Source organism: Halomonas sediminis (assembly GCF_044871105.1).
Taxonomy (GTDB): domain Bacteria; phylum Pseudomonadota; class Gammaproteobacteria; order Pseudomonadales; family Halomonadaceae; genus Vreelandella; species Vreelandella zhuhanensis.
In genome coordinates, this window is sequence record NZ_CP085246.1 from 592,782 (window position 1) to 609,557 (window position 16,776).

Sequence of the window (16,776 nt, forward strand, 5' to 3'; positions counted from 1 at the left end):
ATGAAGATCCAATTTGATGCAAACCTAGACTATCAAAAGCAAGCTATCGAGTCTGTCACCGGCGTGTTCGCCGGGCAGGAGATCTGTCAGACCAACTTTACTGTAGCGCCTTTGCAGTCCTGGGAAGAAGACTCGCTGTTTTATGGCAAAGAGGATAACACCTTAGGAATTGGTAACCGGTTGCGGTTACTGGATGAGGATATTCATGCCAACATCCGCAAGACACAGCTGAAAAATGGCTTGGCTCCCTCTGAATCATTTGATTCCAAAAGCGGAATCCACCTTACCGTTGAGATGGAAACCGGCACCGGTAAAACCTACGTTTACCTGCGTACCATGTTCGAAATGAATCGCCTCTATGGCTTCACCAAGTTCATCATTGTGGTACCTTCCATTGCCATTAAAGAAGGGGTGCAGAAGTCGCTGGAGATCACGGCTACCCATTTCAAAGAGCTCTATGAAAACGTCGCCTTTGATCATTTTACCTATGATTCCAGCAAACTATCCGATGTAAGAAGCTTTGCCACCAGTCCTGATATTCAGATCATGGTCATCAACATTGACGCTTTCCGTAAGAGCTTCAGTGACCCTGAAAAGGAAAATAAAGCCAACATCATCCACCGGGCTCACGACCGCATGACTGGGGCTAAACCGATTGAGTTTATCCAACAGACCAATCCCATCGTGATCGTGGATGAACCGCAAAGCGTTGATACCACCGCTAAGAGTAATGATGCCATCTCATCGCTGAATCCGATGTGCACCTTGCGCTACTCGGCGACGCACGTCGAAAAGCATCACATGCTCTACAAACTGGACTCGGTGGATGCCTATGATCAGAAGCTGGTCAAACAGATTGAAGTGGCAGGAATTGAGGTTAAAGACGGTCACAACAAAGCTTATATCAAGCTGCTGAGTGTGAATAACAAGAAGAGTCCCATTACAGCCAAGATTGAGATCGATAGCCGAAACAAGAGCGGTGGCATCCAACGTAAAGAAGTCACGGTAACGGGTGGTGCTGACCTGCTAGATAGCAAATACAGCGGTAGTCGCGATGTCTACGATGGCTACATCATCGAAGATATCTACTGCGAACTAGGCAACGAATACATCAGCTTTACCAGCAAGCCAGAGATCTTGAAGCTGGGCCAGGCTATTGGCGAAGTTGATCCGGACGAGTACAAACGTCTGCAAATCCGCAAAACCATTGAAGAGCACCTCGACAAAGAGATGCGTTTGCGCCCGCAGGGCATCAAGGTGCTGAGCCTTTTCTTCATCGACAAGGTGGTCAACTACCGCTGGTACGATAAAGAGGGTAACTCCCAGAAAGGCAAATTCGCGTTGATGTTCGAAGAGGAATACAACAAAGCGATTCACAAGCCAAAATACAGCCAGCTGTTTGAAGGGGCTGACCTGGATACTGCCGCTGAGGGCGTCCACAACGGCTACTTCGCCATTGATAAGAAGAAAGACTCATCCGGTAAGGAAATACTGAAAGAGTCAAAATTGGGTAAAGATGGAAAAGCGGCGAGTGCTGAATCCGACGGCAGTGCCTATAGCCTGATCATGAAACACAAGGAAAAGCTGCTCAGTTTTGATTCAAAACTAAAGTTCATTTTTTCACACTCGGCTCTGAAAGAGGGCTGGGACAACCCCAATGTGTTCCAGATCTGTACGCTGAATGAAACCAACTCCGTGATCAAAAAGCGTCAGGAGATCGGCCGTGGCTTGCGTATCTGTGTAAACCAGGATGGTGAGCGCGTTCATGGCTTTGAGGTAAACACCCTGACGGTCATGGCCAATGAATCCTACGAGCAGTTTGCTGAGCAACTTCAGAAGGAGATCGAACAGGAAGAAGGCATTAAGTTTGGTGTGGTTGAGAAGCACCTGTTTGCCAACATCGTTGTCCCGTTCGATGACTACAGCCATGAATACCTGGGTGTGGAGGCTTCTACGAAGCTATGGGACCATCTGGAAAACGCTGGTCACATCGATTCCAAGGGCAAAGTTCAGGACTCGCTTAAAACGGCTCTGAAGAGTGGCGACCTAGAATTGCCGGAAGAGTTTAAAGCGCATGCGCCACAGATTGCTGCGCTGCTGAAGAAGGTGTCAGGCAGTCTTAACATCAAAAATCGTGATGACAAGGAAAAGGTAACGCTCAATAAAGCCGTATTTCTGAGCCCTGAGTTCAAAGCACTGTGGGATCGTATAAAGTATAAAACCACCTTCCGGGTCGACTTTGATGCCGATGCGCTGATCGCAACATGCGCAGAAGAGATCAAGGCCAACCTTCAGGTAGGGAAAGCTCGGTTTATCTACCGCAAATCCAAGGTCAATATTGACCGTGGCGGTGTGCATGTTGAGGAAGATGCGGGGGTTGCGAGCACCTATGATTCGAAGTCATTTGAACTGCCGGATTTGATCACCTACCTGCAGAACGAAACCAATCTGACCCGACGCGCCATCGTCAAGATCATCAACGGCAGCGGTCGCCTAGAATCGTTTAAGAATAACCCACAAAAGTTTATCGAGCAGGTGTCCAACATCATCCAGAAGCAGATGCGCCTGTTTGTGGTCGATGGCATTCAGTACCACAAAATTGGTGATGATCAGTTCTATGCCCAAGAGCTATTCAGCGACAATGAACTTTTCGGCTACCTGCACAAAAACATGGTCGTGAGTCAAAAGTCGGTATTTGACCATGTGGTTTACGACTCTGATGTTGAGCTGGAGTTTGCTAAGGCATTCGAGGACAGTGAAGATATCAAGCTGTACGCAAAGCTGCCTGGCTGGTTCAAGATTGAGACACCGTTGGGAACCTATAACCCGGACTGGGCAGTTCTGATCGAAGCAGACGGCAAAGAGAAGCTGTATTTCGTTGTGGAGACCAAGGGCTCCCTCTTCACCGATGCGCTACGTCCAACTGAGAAAGCCAAGATCGCGTGTGGCAAAGAGCACTTCAAAGCACTAGGGAGTGACGTTGGGTTTACGGTGACTAATTCGTTTGAAGAGTTTTCTGGCACGTATGTGTGAAACAATAAATATCGTATCCATGGGTGGTGACAAAACCATTGGAAATGTCACCACTCATAGTGGGAACCCATGGACATTTTTGGAATCGCCTACAATGCAGGAAAATCGTGGCCTACAACCATTGTCACCAGTAGGCAACGTTACGGGTGGATGGGCACGGGGGGCATGCTGATCTCGTGCATTGCCGAGGTGAAACGACGGGGCGGCGACATCCGCACCACAGGGTTGTATGGGCAGGAACTGATCACGATTACCGCAGCCATCGCCCGGATGAATCTGGTTATCCATGGCGTGGAAGACTTCCATATCGCAAGTGGTAACACCCTGCAGAGCCCTGCCTTTATACAGGGGGACCAGCCACGCACTTACGATGTGGTACTTGCCAATCCGCCCTATTCGATCAAGAAGTGGAACCGCGAGGCGTGGAAGGATGATCCGTGGGGACGTAACTTCCTCGGCACTCCACCACAGGGCCGGGCAGACTACGCATTCTTTTTCAGCACATCCTGAAGTGCATGGATCCTGTGATCGGGCGTTGTGCGGTGCTGTTTCCGCATGGGGTGCTGTTCCGTAACGAAGAAGCCGAGATGCGGCGCAAGCTCATCGAAGCCGATCAAGTAGAGTGCGTGCTGGGGCTTGGAGCAGGATTATTTTACAACTCACCCATGGAGGCCTGTGTCGTCATCTGTCGTAGCCGAAAGCCAGAAGAGCGGCAGGGAAAAATCCTGTTCATTGATGCAGTGAACGAGACCGCTCGGGAGCGTGCTCAGAGTTTCCTCCGGCCAGAAAATCAGGAACGCATCCTGTCTGCCTATCAAGCCTTCGATGAAGAGCCTGGCTTTGCAGCGGTCGTCAGCACTGCTGATGTGTTGGCAGCTGAAGGCAACCTCTCCATTGTCCGTTATGTGAAGAAGTCGAAACCTGAGATAGCCGACGGTGAGGCCGTGACGCTGAAGACTGCTTGGGAGGCTTTTGAAACAGAAGGGCGAGACTTCTGGACGGGTATGGATAAGCTGGTCGATATGCTTGATGGCTTGGAGCAAGAGGAGAGTAATGATGTCTGAACAAGCCGCTCTGAATATCCTGCAGGAGACATCGAATCAGCTGGGCTGGACGCGTGTTGCTTTTGGTGACGTGGTTCGAAAGGTTAGCAACAAGGTTGACCCATGGGAGTCAGGACTAGAACGATATGTGGCTGGCGAGCATCTTGATACCGATGACCTACGCATTCGTCGCTGGGGGGTGATCGGTGATGACTACCTTGGACCGGCATTTCACATGCGTTTTAAGTCAGGACAGGTACTGTATGGATCACGTAGGACATACCTAAGGAAGGTGGCGCTGGCTGATTTTGAGGGGATTACGGCGAACACGACGTATGTGCTCGAGACCAAGGACCCATCACTACTGCTGCCTGAACTTCTACCGTTCATCATGCAGACGGAAGCTTTTCACGATCACTCCATTGCAAATTCAAAGGGATCAGTTAACCCTTATGTAAATTTCTCAGACATCGCTTCTTTTGTTTTTCTTTTGCCGCCAATCCAAGAACAGTCGCGACTTGTAGAGGTCCTGAGTGGGAATCAGCAATTACTAGAAAAACTTGAGGGCATGCTCTCGTCATTGCTTGATCTCGAGCACGCCATGCTCAAGAAAAATTTCGGGGGGAAGTATGGTGTCAATCCCCATGGTTACCCAGCCTCAAAGCTAAGCGAAATTGCCCTCATTAATTCAGGCCTAGCCAAAGGAAAGAAAGCCTCTGAGGCTACAGTTGAAATGCTGTATTTGCGAGTTGCAAATGTTAAGGATGGTGAGCTTGATTTAAAGGATGTTAAAAAAATCGTTGTCGACCGAGAGAAGATTTCTCGGTACGCACTCCAATATGGCGATGTATTGATGACTGAGGGTGGCGACCTCGACAAGCTTGGTCGCGGAACTGTTTGGCAAAATGAAGTAAATGGCTGTCTTCATCAGAATCATGTTTTTGCAGTTAGAGTCGATCCCGAGAAACTAGACCCTTGGTACCTTGCAGCGCTTGCTCGAAGTCCTTACGGAAGATCCTATTTTCGTCAAAGTGCAAAGCGGTCAAGTAATCTCGCCTCAATCAATAAGGGGCAGGTCTCTCAAATGATTGTTCCACACCCAGCGCTCGATGAGCAAAGGGAGTGGCTGAAAGGCTACAGTCATATCCGGAGGCAGCAGGACGAGACCCGACAGCGCATTCAAGCCTGCAAGGCATTCGGTGCACAAGTTCTGAGAAAGGGTCTAAATCGTGACATTTAACGAATCCAACACCGTCAAAGCTTTCATCCGTGACCGTCTCGCCGGCGGTGCTGGTCCAACTACAATCGCAGTCGGCCTTGCGCGGCAGGGTGATGTGATCGCTGGGCTTGGCTGGCACTACCTCGGTCCTAGTGATCTTCCACGCCAGCCTCAAGAAGCACTGGTAGAGCCTTACCTACGAGATGCTCTGGTTCGGCTGAATCCAGACATTGAGGCGAAACCATCCCGTGTCGACGATGTGCTCTACAGACTGCGTGCGATCATCATGGGGGTTCGCTCTGACGGGCTGGTGAAGGCTAACGAGGAATTCGCTGCCTGGGTGTTAGGGGAGCGCTCCATGCCCTTCGGCCCGAATGGTGAGCATGTCACCGTTCGATTGATCGACTTCGACGATCTTGAGCAAAACACCTACGTTGTCACCCAGCAATTCATCTTCCGTGCGGGCAAGGCCGAGAAACGTGCGGATCTTATTTTGTTGGTCAATGGCTTGCCTCTTGTGCTGATCGAGGCCAAGACGCCGGTACGGTCCAGCCAGAGCTGGCTTGATGGGGCGCTCCAGGTCCACGAGGACTATGAGCAGAACGTGCCCGAGCTGTTCGTGCCCAACGTCTTCTCAGTGACCACCGAAGGCAAGGAGTACCGCTACGGCTCCGTGCGTATGCCAGTGGGCCTGTGGGGGCCTTGGCGGACAGATGCGGAAGGTCTGCAGTCTCTGGGGGAGGTCGAGAAGTCGATCATCTCAATGCTGCGCCCCGCTATGGTGCTGGACCTCCTTGCCAACTTCACCGCCTTTGCAACCCAGAAGGGCAAGCAGCGGATCAAGACCATTGCCCGCTATCAACAGGTCGAAGGGGTGAACAAGATCGTTGAGCGGGTGGTGGCTGGGCAGCCTCGCAAGGGCCTGATCTGGCATTTTCAGGGCTCCGGCAAGTCACTGCTGATGCTGTTCGCTGCCCGTAAGCTGCGCCTGCATCCGACGCTGAAGAACCCTACCGTGCTGGTGGTGGTCGATCGGATCGACTTGGACAGCCAGATCGCGGGCACCTTCTACGCCGCGGATATGGCCAACCTGGTACGGACGGACAGCCGGAAGGAGCTTTCTGAATTGCTGGGCAATGACGTGCGCAAGGTGGTCATTACTACCATTCACAAGTTCGGCGAGGCGGAAGGGGTCCTCAACGACCGTGACAACATCATCGTCATGGTGGATGAGGCTCACCGCACCCAGGAGGGTGACCTTGGCCGCAAGATGCGTGATGCCCTTCCGAATGCTTTCCTCTTTGGTTTGACCGGAACGCCGATCAACCGCGCCGACCGGAACACCTTCTATGCCTTCGGTACGGAGGTGGACGAGAACGGCTACATGAGCCGCTACGGGCTCAACGACTCGATACGTGACGGGGCGACCAAGGAGCTGCACTTTGAGCCACGTCTGGTTGATCTACACATTGATCAGCAGGCCATTGAGGATGCCTACGCCGAGATTACCAAAGGACTGACCGACGAGGACAGGGACAAGGTTGGCCGTGCTGCTGCCAAGATGGGGGTTCTGGTGAAGGCTCCCAAACGTGTCAGTGCGATCTGTGCCGACATTGCCAAGCACTTCCAGGAGAAGGTGGCACCAAATGGTTTCGGTGCTCAGGTCGTTACTTTCGATCGGGAGAGCTGCCTGCTTTATAAGCAGGAACTGGACAAGCACTTCCCCCCGGAGACCTCGGATATCGTCATGTCGGTGAAGAGTGTGGAGGATAAGTACGCTGACTATCGACGTGACCGAGATGCCGAAGAGAAGCTCCTGGATCGATTCCGTGATCCCAAGGATCCGCTCAAGATCATCATCGTCACCTCAAAGCTATTGACTGGCTTCGATGCCCCAATCCTGCAGACAATGTATCTCGACAAGCCCCTGCGGGATCACACCTTGTTGCAGGCGATCTGTCGTACCAACCGGCCCTATGGTGAGCAGAAGACCCATGGCCTGATCGTGGACTACCTTGGGGTGTTTGATGATGTTGCCCAGGCGTTGAAGTTTGATGAAGAGAGTGTACAGAAGGCAGTGTCCAACATCGCTGAACTTGCAGCGATGCTACCGACAGTGCTTCAGAAGTGTCTGGAATACTTCGCAGGGGTTGATCGAACTTTGACCGGCTATGAGGGGCTGATTGCTGCGCAGGATTGCCTTCCCAACGATGAAAGGCGGGATGCATTTGCGTCGGATTTCAGCATCCTCAGCCGTATCTGGGAGGCGCTGTCGCCAGACCCGGTACTGACCCCTTACGAGAACGATTACCGCTGGCTGGTTCAGGTGTACGAGTCACTGAAGCCCTCCACGGGGACAGGCAAGCTGCTGTGGCATCGTCTCGGTGCCAAGACCATCGAGATGATCCATGAGAATGTGCATGTCGATACGGTACGCGACGATCTGGACAAGCTTGTTCTGGATGCCGAGCTCCTGGAGGCGGTTTTAGGAAGCCCTGACTCGGAGAAGAAAGCCAAGGAGGTTACGGTCAAGCTCACTGGACGCCTTCGCAAGCACTCTCACGATCCTAAGTACAAGGCCTTGGCTGAACGCCTGGAAGATCTCAAGAAGCGCCACGAGAACGGTCTTCTGGTCAGCATCGATTTCTTGAAGAAGTTGCTGGAGCTAGCCAAGGATGTCGTCAGGCTTGAACGGGAGACCCCTGTCGAGGAGGATCTTGATAGAGGTAAAACGGCACTGACGGGACTGTTCGAGGAAGCCAAGTGCGGTGATACACCGGTCATGGTCAAGCGGATTGTCGATGATATCGACGAGATCGTACGTGCGGTTCGCTTCGATGGCTGGCAAGAAACGCATGCAGGGGAGAGAGAGGTCAAGTTGGCCCTGAGAAAGACGCTGTTCAAGTACAAGCTCCATCAAGACAGTGAGTTTTTCGAGCGCTCGTATGAGTACATTCGGGAGTATTATTGATGCCGGAACTGGGTTCTGCTGGGGTCGTTCGAGTGAACTACACCTCAACTTTGATTGTGCAAATAGGATGTTTCGCAGCAGGTATGGGAGGTTGATATGCAAGGTATTGCTCAGCAGCTAGCTAGGATGGCTGAGGATAAAAACTCACTTTCCCTTACTCTTAGTGAAGTTTCAACAATCGATTCGCACCTTACCGAACGGTGGGAGGTGGATTTTATTAGGACCGATGAAGATTTTAAGGAAGTGGTGCTGGGGTCTATCCCTATGAGCGATAGGACCTTGTTTGAAGCCGAGTATGAAAAGGCTGTTAAGCATTTTGAAAAGCATGGGACGGAGCATACTGGCTTCTACGACATGATGAGCAATCAGCCACTTCTTGGTATATCGACTTCAAAGCGGCGAGGATTAGTAATCGATGCTATCTCGTTGGCAGCCTCCATCATCAAAAGCATGAATATTAACGGCGATGTAGTAGATGTGGGCTGTCACGCTGGCGTGATACCTGAAACCTTGTCAAAGCTAGTTGAGAATAATATTGATGGCATCGATCCTTCTAAGGATTCTATCAAAGTAGCTCGTGAAGAGACCCTTGAAAATCAGAGGCTTAACTTCTTTTTCGGAAGTGTGCCTTTTCCAATTAAAAAGCAATACTCGTTCTTGCTCGCAGTCTCGAGCATGCCGAAGAAAAAGGCTCCACGGCGCGATTTTCTTCAGGGAGTTTCTGATCTCCTTGAGGAAGGCGGCGTTGCCATGATTGTCTCAAGTCACTGGCTTGGTCATGATGGGAACCTTGATAAGGTGCTTCTTAAACAACTGCAAAAATTTCGTCTTGGCTTCGCGTTTGCTGACGTTCTGGGTGGATATGAAGACATGCCTACAAAGTTCGTGGCTGAAGGCTGTGTTGTGCTTGTAAAAGGAGGTGGTGATATCTTGCCTACTGATCTGCAAGACAGGATGGAAAGCGATTGGCCTGGCTTCCAAGAGTATGCCAATACTCCGAGTACGCCAGCGCGAGATAAGACTCAGGCTTTCAAAAGGGCTTTCGGGAAGCTCGTGTGATGATTCTTGAAATGAGTAGCTACAAGTTCTCCCGATACGCTGAGGATGTCTGGCCTCAGTGGGGAGGGGGTGAGCAAGCTGTCCAGGTTAGGCTCATTGATCTTTAAAGTGAAACTGGTCGGGGCTACTCACCTAAGGAAACGCTGCATAAATACTACCGGAGCTGTCCAAGCGTCACCGGTGAGATAAAATGTGGCTTTCTTACCACTGTCTGACAGAGGCTTGGTGAAGCAGATCTCGTTTGCTCAGGCTGAGTACCAGAACAAAAAGAAGGTCACCTATCGCGAGTGCATTCTTGGCCGACTACCGAAGGAAGCAAAGGCATGAAACGTCATGACGACGCTGTGAATGAAGTCTTGCTGTCAACCTTAAAGCGTGCGGTGAACGGAGAAGCCAATCATTGCAGCGGCAAACTGAGCGTGAGGTATCCGTGCTTTACCATCAAACCAACTGGTTGCCGTCCGTGGAATGCCCTCACTACAACCACAAAAGGGTTATTGACGCTTCAGGAGCTGTTTGAGGATCACGAGGACGAGGCCACCTGGAGTAATGTTGTGGCGGACGTGGCTGCTACTCAGGACTGGGGAGTCAAACCACTGACAAGGACTTTCGTTAATGGCGTGGCCGAGGTGTTCCAAGTACGGCTTGCCTATGGCTTGTCTGTTGAGAGCACTGGTAATCATCCATGGTTCGTCAAGGCACACCACACCAAAGGTAACTTGGAACCTTCCAATCTCTGGGTAGCAACCGAAAATCTAACCCCTGGTGACGTACTTGATATCAAGGTGGGGGTTTATACATCTATCGAACACGCTGCGCTCAAGCCCCTGAAGACAACGGCTCTGCGTATGCGTGGTGCAGCAAACCCGATCACACAACCTACCAACATGAATCCGGACTTAGCCTGGCTTCTTGGTTATTTGTGGGGTGATGGAAGCATGTCCCCACTCAAGTACCGCCTGCGCTGGCTTGACCGCAACACGGAGAATTTGGACAAGGCAAATCAGATCTTCAAGGAGCAGTTCGGTATTTGCGGCAATATCTTCAAAGACCCGAAAAAGGATGCCCATTCTTTGGAAATAGGTAATGCCGAACTCTGGCACTGGTTGATCAAAAACGGTGTGTTTAAATACCACGCCGATGAGATCGATCTGATTCCCCAAGTAGTACGAGCATCGGCACAGGAAGACATCATCGCTTTCCTCGCTGGTCTTATCGATGCAGATGGTTCGATTTCTCGGCAAAAAGATAAGACGGTTAGCCTGGCTGCTGCACAAGAAAGTTTTGCCCGACATGTACAGAATATTGGCTGGGCGGTAGGGGTTGCTTTTGGGTTGTCCCATAACACTGTTGGTGAGAACTGGCAGCAGGTCCGTAAATCCATGTTTCTTATGACTATAAGCTCAGCCACCCGGCCTGAGGCCATTGAGCTTCTTGTGAAACACAGCAATAAGATGGCGGCTGCCGATGCAGAGCCACGGCAGTGGCGCTGTGATCGTGAAGGTCGTGCGGTTCGCCGTATTGTGGGCAAGGTGGAATCTGTCGAGAGTATCGGTGAAATGCCAACCTTCGATGTGGAAGTGGCTGACAATCACTGGTTCTACGCCGGTGCGGTGAAGTCCCACAACACCTCCAAACTGTTCGTTCTTACCGAAAGAAGCGCACCCGCCCTCTATGTGTGTTTACCTTTGCTGGCTTCAGTTCAGGAACGATGATCTCTTAAAAGCCCAAACCTACCGTCGCCTGACTACTTGGTGCGCGAGCTGAAAGCCTATAAGGAATACTATTATTATTGGTTTCCCTCCTTCTCTTCGGGAGGTGCACTTGGTGCATTGAGACCGTACACCTAGTTGCGTTGCTCCTGTTAGGCTATGCCCAGGCTGGCCCACCACCGAGGCCGACCGCCTAGAGAGGGAACGTCACATGCAAGACAAGCCATTAAGTAGCGGTCAACAAACCGGCATGCTGATTTTTATACTCATGATGATCCCCGCCGTTGGCTTTTTCGGTGGGATCATCCCCGCACTGCTGATGGTATGGGGCGTGACCATGGCCAAGCGTAACCAAGATTTCAGCTACATTCGCAACTCCATGATCGCCATCAGGTGGTATCTGTACCTGTTCGCCGTCGGACTATTCGCCACAGCAGTTATCCTGTGGGTTGCCAGCTACACGCCTGGCATAGAGCAACTAGGGCTTTTCCTCACCCCGCTGATTCCGTTGATCTCCCTGGTCTTGATTAGGGTCATGTTTTACGAACCATTGCTTGAGCATAGGGAGTGGGTGATTAAGCACGGAATCTTTAGCAACGAACACTCGGTGCAACGCGGGAACACGTCTACCGGCCAGCACCTCATCAGTCGGCTCTTCTCCCGTAAGACACCCACGGCCCAACCGTCAGCCCCCGCACAGCCGGCGACTGCGGCAATCAACGCCGAGACCTCCCCGGTCGATGAGTTGGAGCGCTGGGTGAGACTGCGTGACGCCAATGCCATTTCGGAAGAAGAGTACCTCCAGGCGAAACAGGCTTTGATGCAGCGGATGATGAACAGGTGATCTCGGACACCTATCCTATCGTGCAGCAGAAGTGCCTCCATCGCTGAGGAGTTGATGGTGCTGGTGGAGGTTACCGTCTGAGAATCCCTGTTCATGCCAGTTTCACGAGCTGAACCGGACAAAGCAAGCTAGGTAGTTTTAGCCGTCCGAGGGAACCGGCTGCTTGCTGCCCCTGGTAAACGAAGTGAACGGTATGGATAGGGGCGATGGCTGACACTACGGTCGCCTGGCCCTCGGCAGTGCCAAGGTCTTTTGTGGTGAATGCTTGATGACCCCAATCACCCGGAGGTGATGTTCCTTCGCTGGTTTCGAGATGAGGTCATGCGGCCCCACCGGGTCGGCTATTTGCTCATTGCGTTGTACTGGCGAGTTGGCCCTCGCCTGGCTAGAGGGGTACGACGCTTACCCAGAGTAAAGAGAGGCTGCCGTGTCGGCATCAGCTGGCTTGTGAAGCAGTTGAGTCAGCGTTATGAAGCCGAGGCCCTGGAAATCGATCGCGCCCATCAGGAGCGGTTGGGACGCTAGTTCCTAGCCTTCCCGACGCAGCACCCGGACTCAGAAGGTATTGCGGTCAAATGAGCAAGTGCAACACCTGACTCATCAGGTATCGTATCGCCATGCCTCATGGAGACCCCTGTGTCATGACAGATTTTTCACTAACTGAGGACTTACCCCTGTCCGTCAAGCATCCGAGTCAACAAGTCCATCGAGAACGATTCGAGCAGATCGATCGCCATCTCTGACCGGAGTTGATCTTTACTCATGCACCCATGACGATGGGGCATTTTAAGGTGGGAACACACTGCATGGTTATTCGTTTTTTCGTGGCCTGGTTGGCCATGACGCCATTGATGGCCTGGGGTGATGTTCTGGTAGGAAGTTGGAATATCAGGCATTTGGGCTGGGACAACGACAAGGCCATTCCACAGGTCGCCCATATCGCCAACCACTTCGACCTGCTGGCCGTGCAGGAGCTGATGGATACTTCCGCTCTGGCGCGTCTCGAATCCTCCTTGGAGACGCTGTCCGGTGAAGCATGGTCCTCTATGGCCAGCCATGACCTAGGCCGCTCCTCGTACACCGAGCACTATGCATTCCTTTGGCGACAGAGTGAGGTTGCCTACGAGGATGGCGCCGTGGTGTTTCTGGATCACGGTGATATATTTGCGCGAGAACCGTACTCAGCGCGGTTTCGAGATATTGATACCAACCAGGTGTTTACAGTGGCGACGATACATGTGGTCTACGGAGATAGTCTTAGCGACCGGCTCCCAGAAATCGAGGCCCTGGCCGACTATTGGGAGTGGCTCGAGGAGACTGCGGCAGGCACGTTACGCCTGCTGGTGGGTGATTTCAATCTAGCGCCGAATCACGCCGGCTGGGCACCGTTACGGGAACATGGTGCTGTCCCGGTGATTACCCAAGGTAAAACGACCCTCGCAATGACAGAGGAGTCCTACGCCAATCTCTACGACAACATCTGGTACGACGCTGCTCTCTTAGATCCAACTGATAGTGGAATCTTGCGCTTCCCTGATCTGCTCTTCATGGACCACCTGGAGGCTCGGAAGAGGGTGTCCGACCATGCTCCGGTCTACGTCGGCCTCAATGGCGCGGGATTGCAGCCGATTCGCATAACCGGTGGGAAGCCAATTCCTAATACATCGACAACCGATTGCATCGATCTCAATACCAGTGATGTTACCCATCTTGATGAACTGCCGCAGGTTGGGCCCACACGTGCCGCGGACATCGTGGAAGGACGCCCTTGGCAGTCTCCTGAGCATCTCACGCGTATCAGCGGTCTCGGTGTAGCCAGGGTGCAGGCGATCCATGCCAGTGGATTGCTGTGTGAATGAGCAAAGATGCGGACCTGTGGCAGCTCGTCTCAGCGTGTCGTTCTGCTTTGTTCTGTCATCATGAGGATGGCAAGGTGTCATCGACATCGTAGAAGCCAGGCAAGGCAGCGTATCCGTATGACTGACTTCATCAGGATTGGAATTGAGTGAGTTCCAAGGATAGCTCACTGGTTGGCTGGTCTAAGTTCTTAATCCATTGGTTGTACTGACGAAATGTGTCAGAGATCCCCTACATACATCCTAGCTTATATAGGGTAGCTTTCCGGCGGCAGGTACCTGCCAATGCCAGAAGACGTATTTGCCCTCATTTCCTAAATATAAGGTAGCCATATTGTGAAGAAGACATGTATTGCCGCAGGGGTGGGAGTCGTGTTGGCTTCGCTGACATTTGGTGCGGTGGCGTATGAGCCCATTACTTTTGGAAGCAGTAACGACGACAGCAGTACGTCTAGTTCTGTCTATGGCGATACCAACAGTGGCGGCTACGAAAGTAGCTCAGGCAACCGCTACGAATACGATCTCAACGACCCAGCCGATCGTGTACGTTACGGTTCCGATCCGTCTGCACAGATTCGGGATCGCACCAACCCTCGGGTAGGTATTGATCGTGATATGGATCAGTACGGTGGCGGCATCTACGATTAGACCCATCCAAACCAGCATGATGATCAGCTCTTTTCCCCTGGCTTGTGCTGGCTTGCTAGAACCATTAATGAGTAGTAAGGACACGTTGCATGAAAGTAGTCTTGGCTTTGCTGGCAGCTGTATCCCTCGCGGGTTGTTCGATGACGCCCTACCAGGACCTCAACCTGGATACCACTTCAAACTTTCGCAAGCCTTCCAACACCATGGCAGGTGTCTATGTCTACCAATGGAAAACCGGTGTTCTTGGTGCAATGCTGGATGTTGATTTTGAAATTAAAGACGGCCCTACCGTTTCATTGAACACCGGAGAATATGGCTATTTTGAAATCGAACCAGGGCAATATGAGTACAAATACAAGGGAGGCTTATGGAAGATGCACGCACCCATAGAATTCCAGGCCAACCAGAACTACTTCTTTCGAGCAGCCTTCGCTAACCTAAGTGACCATGCTTTCCTGGTCAGAAGCCAGCAAGAGATCAATGAAGCCAAGCAAAACATCCACTCAGGCCGGTATGAGTGGCATGAGGATGATTAACTTTCTACCTTCAGCATCGTAGCAGTAGCTGTGCAGCCAACCCTACATATGGGTAACTAGTCTGCCCCCGAGCTGGCAATACGGAAGGTAGCGGTGGAGTGCCTGCTGCACCCATTCCGGTATCGCTGAGGAGAGAGGTAAGGAAGAGGAAACCAACTACATTGGATTGGACACCTGGTTTCTTGATTCACGATATTGCGGCAGTAGAAGCTGTGGTGATCACTTGTATGGCAGGCCAGCCCCAAAAGCACACCCCTTCTTAAAGAGCTTTTAAGAGGAGGTGTACTTTTTCAGGCCGCCCGCTTCTTGCGTTGGCAAGGCCCATTCAAGTGTTCTACCGCTTGCTGTGTCTGCCGGCCTGACATTCTGCGAGGTCAATCACAGCGATACCTCAGTAGCGGAACAGCAGCACTAGCTCCCTACACTTTGTCAGATGCTCCCTACAGTGTAGCCTTTTGCCCCCTACACAAAGGGTACGAGCCCCCTACACTTCTAGCTCAACCTTCTTTCATTGGCTTGGCTTATGCAGCCATTCCTTAATACGTTTCATCATGCGCTGGGTTAACCCGGTCAAGCAATTAGGATGGCCTTTAGTGAAGGCACCATCCTGGTAGGCGGCCTCAATGTCTTCTCGGCTGTGGAAACCAAGCTCTTCCATCAGCACTCTGCTTTTACTGGATAAGCCATACCACCAGGGAGATTCTGGCGGCACAGGTTGAAGTTGCTGGAAATAGGCAATGAACTGCGAGGCTCGATCATCGCTAATGTCCAGACACTCAGCGATTTCCTCAAGACTATGGCCACTCTGATGGAGCTCGAAAGCGTTGCGAGATTGGTCGTGGGCTCGGGTCATGAGTGGCCCTCCTTGGCTACTGATTTCGGCGATTTTGGCTTTAATGAGGAGATTGACTATGAAGCCTGGAAACAATTCTGCAAATGCCAATCTAGCTTTTCCCGATCTGGTTGTTGCTCAACATCGTTGGGCAATACAGTGAGTTTTTGGCCATCTAGCCGGTAGTAAGCTTTACCGTTGAAATACATCTCGTGAATTTTGGGACTGATGCGGATTCGGTAGTCAGGATCTACGCCTACCAACCCGATATCAAAAAGCCGGTGGAAATCAGCTCTGAGCAACAAGCCGTTGCGCACATCGTGCTTTTTCTCCTGAGCGAAAGGCACGATATGAGCGGCTTCAAGTGCAACCAATGTATTTTCGCCGGTCATGGCACAGCGACGCTGGTAAGCATCCGTGACCATCACTCGAAAAGACGACTGGCCTATACGTGGCCGGTAAATCTTTTCTTCACCATAGCCGCTAGAAACGCCACTGCCACCTTGGATGTCCGCTTCCACATGGGCTTCCATAGCTTCACGAAAATATCGCCAAATGAAGGCACCATCAAAGCTACCGGTATCATAGTGCTTGCCGCGCACAATGTTGCGTGACCATTCCGGTGGGTTCTCCAGCCATTCATTCTGCGGAAAGAAAAATGGGTTAGAGAGCACCGTGCATCCAACATCGCGGGATAAGTCATCACCCTTTAACGCGCCAACTATCTTGCTAAACTCTTCCAGAGAACTGGCACCATTTTTCTCGCCAAACACCTCCCAAGCTAGGTGAACAGGAAGAACTGAGGTTGTGACGTAAAAACCACCACCTGCGATGTGATTGTGAGGGCTTTTCAGCTTGAAAAGGAACGGCATCCCCGCTGGAGGCTGCCTAAATAATGGCTTAGCGCTTGGCTGCCAAAAATTGACTTCATCAAGTCCCTTCCGCTGAAGATGTGAAAACCAGCGATTATCAGTAACGCCAACCCAAAACTTCATAGGCCTTCTCCATTAGGCGCTTCACTGT

The 16,776-nt window shown here is 51.7% G+C and carries 14 protein-coding genes; 12 read left to right on the forward strand and 2 right to left on the reverse strand.

The features are described 5' to 3' along the window. The 12 genes from LG290_RS02910 (at nucleotide 1) to LG290_RS02965 (ending at nucleotide 14,921) form a co-directional block, all read left to right on the forward strand. Nucleotides 1–3,033, forward strand: a complete 3,033-nt coding sequence (locus tag LG290_RS02910) for a type III restriction-modification system endonuclease (RefSeq protein ID WP_499836177.1) — start codon at nucleotides 1–3, stop codon at nucleotides 3,031–3,033. 69 nt (nucleotides 3,034–3,102) lie between these two features. After that, entirely contained in the window at nucleotides 3,103–3,543 is a 441-nt protein-coding gene (locus LG290_RS02915) for an HsdM family class I SAM-dependent methyltransferase (RefSeq protein ID WP_499836178.1), read from the forward strand. Nucleotides 3,544–3,548: 5 nt separating this feature from the next. Then, the gene (locus LG290_RS02920) at nucleotides 3,549–4,097 is read left to right on the forward strand and encodes an N-6 DNA methylase (RefSeq protein WP_499836179.1); all 549 of its coding nucleotides are present in this window, start codon (nucleotides 3,549–3,551) and stop codon (nucleotides 4,095–4,097) included. After that, nucleotides 4,087–5,316, forward strand: a complete 1,230-nt coding sequence (locus LG290_RS02925; protein WP_499836180.1) for a restriction endonuclease subunit S — start codon at nucleotides 4,087–4,089, stop codon at nucleotides 5,314–5,316. The genes LG290_RS02920 and LG290_RS02925 overlap by 11 nt, the downstream gene beginning before the upstream one ends. Further along, entirely contained in the window at nucleotides 5,306–8,266 is a 2,961-nt protein-coding gene (locus tag LG290_RS02930; protein WP_499836181.1) for a type I restriction endonuclease subunit R, read from the forward strand. Before LG290_RS02925 ends, LG290_RS02930 begins: the two co-directional genes overlap by 11 nt. A gap of 96 nt (nucleotides 8,267–8,362) precedes the next feature. Continuing rightward, a complete protein-coding gene (locus LG290_RS02935; RefSeq protein WP_499836182.1) occupies nucleotides 8,363–9,325 on the forward strand; it encodes a class I SAM-dependent methyltransferase in 963 nt (320 codons plus the stop codon). A 323-nt stretch (nucleotides 9,326–9,648) separates the two neighbouring features. Beyond that, entirely contained in the window at nucleotides 9,649–11,040 is a 1,392-nt protein-coding gene (locus tag LG290_RS02940) for an LAGLIDADG family homing endonuclease (protein WP_499836183.1), read from the forward strand. A 208-nt stretch (nucleotides 11,041–11,248) separates the two neighbouring features. Further along, nucleotides 11,249–11,881, forward strand: a complete 633-nt coding sequence (locus LG290_RS02945) for an SHOCT domain-containing protein (protein ID WP_499836185.1) — start codon at nucleotides 11,249–11,251, stop codon at nucleotides 11,879–11,881. Between the two features lie 321 nt (nucleotides 11,882–12,202). Beyond that, a complete protein-coding gene (locus LG290_RS02950; RefSeq protein WP_499837011.1) occupies nucleotides 12,203–12,406 on the forward strand; it encodes a hypothetical protein in 204 nt (67 codons plus the stop codon). A gap of 281 nt (nucleotides 12,407–12,687) precedes the next feature. Continuing rightward, the gene (locus LG290_RS02955) at nucleotides 12,688–13,740 is read left to right on the forward strand and encodes a helix-hairpin-helix domain-containing protein (RefSeq protein ID WP_499836186.1); all 1,053 of its coding nucleotides are present in this window, start codon (nucleotides 12,688–12,690) and stop codon (nucleotides 13,738–13,740) included. Between the two features lie 369 nt (nucleotides 13,741–14,109). After that, a complete protein-coding gene (locus LG290_RS02960) occupies nucleotides 14,110–14,385 on the forward strand; it encodes a hypothetical protein (RefSeq protein ID WP_499836187.1) in 276 nt (91 codons plus the stop codon). Nucleotides 14,386–14,474: 89 nt separating this feature from the next. Beyond that, entirely contained in the window at nucleotides 14,475–14,921 is a 447-nt protein-coding gene (locus tag LG290_RS02965) for a DUF2846 domain-containing protein (protein WP_499836188.1), read from the forward strand. A 508-nt stretch (nucleotides 14,922–15,429) separates the two neighbouring features. Here LG290_RS02965 and LG290_RS02970 read toward each other — a convergent pair. Together LG290_RS02970 and LG290_RS02975 are read right to left on the reverse strand one after the other, a co-directional pair. Beyond that, nucleotides 15,430–15,864 carry a hypothetical protein gene (locus LG290_RS02970; RefSeq protein ID WP_499836189.1) on the reverse strand — a complete coding sequence of 145 codons (435 nt, stop codon included), beginning with the start codon at nucleotides 15,862–15,864 and terminating at the stop codon, nucleotides 15,430–15,432. Next, nucleotides 15,831–16,748, reverse strand: a complete 918-nt coding sequence (locus LG290_RS02975) for an HNH endonuclease (RefSeq protein ID WP_499836190.1) — start codon at nucleotides 16,746–16,748, stop codon at nucleotides 15,831–15,833. Before LG290_RS02975 ends, LG290_RS02970 begins: the two co-directional genes overlap by 34 nt. Nucleotides 16,749–16,776 lie beyond the last annotated feature (28 nt).

Excerpts from the sequence above, each read along its gene's own strand:
- LG290_RS02910 (WP_499836177.1), top strand. The coding sequence starts at position 1 with ATGAAGATCCAATTTGATGCAAACCTAGACTATCAAAAGCAAGCTATC.
- LG290_RS02915 (WP_499836178.1), top strand. The coding sequence starts at position 3,103 with ATGGACATTTTTGGAATCGCCTACAATGCAGGAAAATCGTGGCCTACA.
- LG290_RS02920 (WP_499836179.1), top strand. The coding sequence starts at position 3,549 with ATGGATCCTGTGATCGGGCGTTGTGCGGTGCTGTTTCCGCATGGGGTG.
- LG290_RS02925 (WP_499836180.1), top strand. The coding sequence starts at position 4,087 with ATGATGTCTGAACAAGCCGCTCTGAATATCCTGCAGGAGACATCGAAT.
- LG290_RS02935 (WP_499836182.1), top strand. The coding sequence starts at position 8,363 with ATGCAAGGTATTGCTCAGCAGCTAGCTAGGATGGCTGAGGATAAAAAC.
- LG290_RS02940 (WP_499836183.1), top strand. The coding sequence starts at position 9,649 with ATGAAACGTCATGACGACGCTGTGAATGAAGTCTTGCTGTCAACCTTA.
- LG290_RS02945 (WP_499836185.1), top strand. The coding sequence starts at position 11,249 with ATGCAAGACAAGCCATTAAGTAGCGGTCAACAAACCGGCATGCTGATT.
- LG290_RS02950 (WP_499837011.1), top strand. The coding sequence starts at position 12,203 with ATGCGGCCCCACCGGGTCGGCTATTTGCTCATTGCGTTGTACTGGCGA.
- LG290_RS02955 (WP_499836186.1), top strand. The coding sequence starts at position 12,688 with ATGGTTATTCGTTTTTTCGTGGCCTGGTTGGCCATGACGCCATTGATG.
- LG290_RS02965 (WP_499836188.1), top strand. The coding sequence starts at position 14,475 with ATGAAAGTAGTCTTGGCTTTGCTGGCAGCTGTATCCCTCGCGGGTTGT.
- LG290_RS02975 (WP_499836190.1), bottom strand. The coding sequence starts at position 16,748 with ATGAAGTTTTGGGTTGGCGTTACTGATAATCGCTGGTTTTCACATCTT.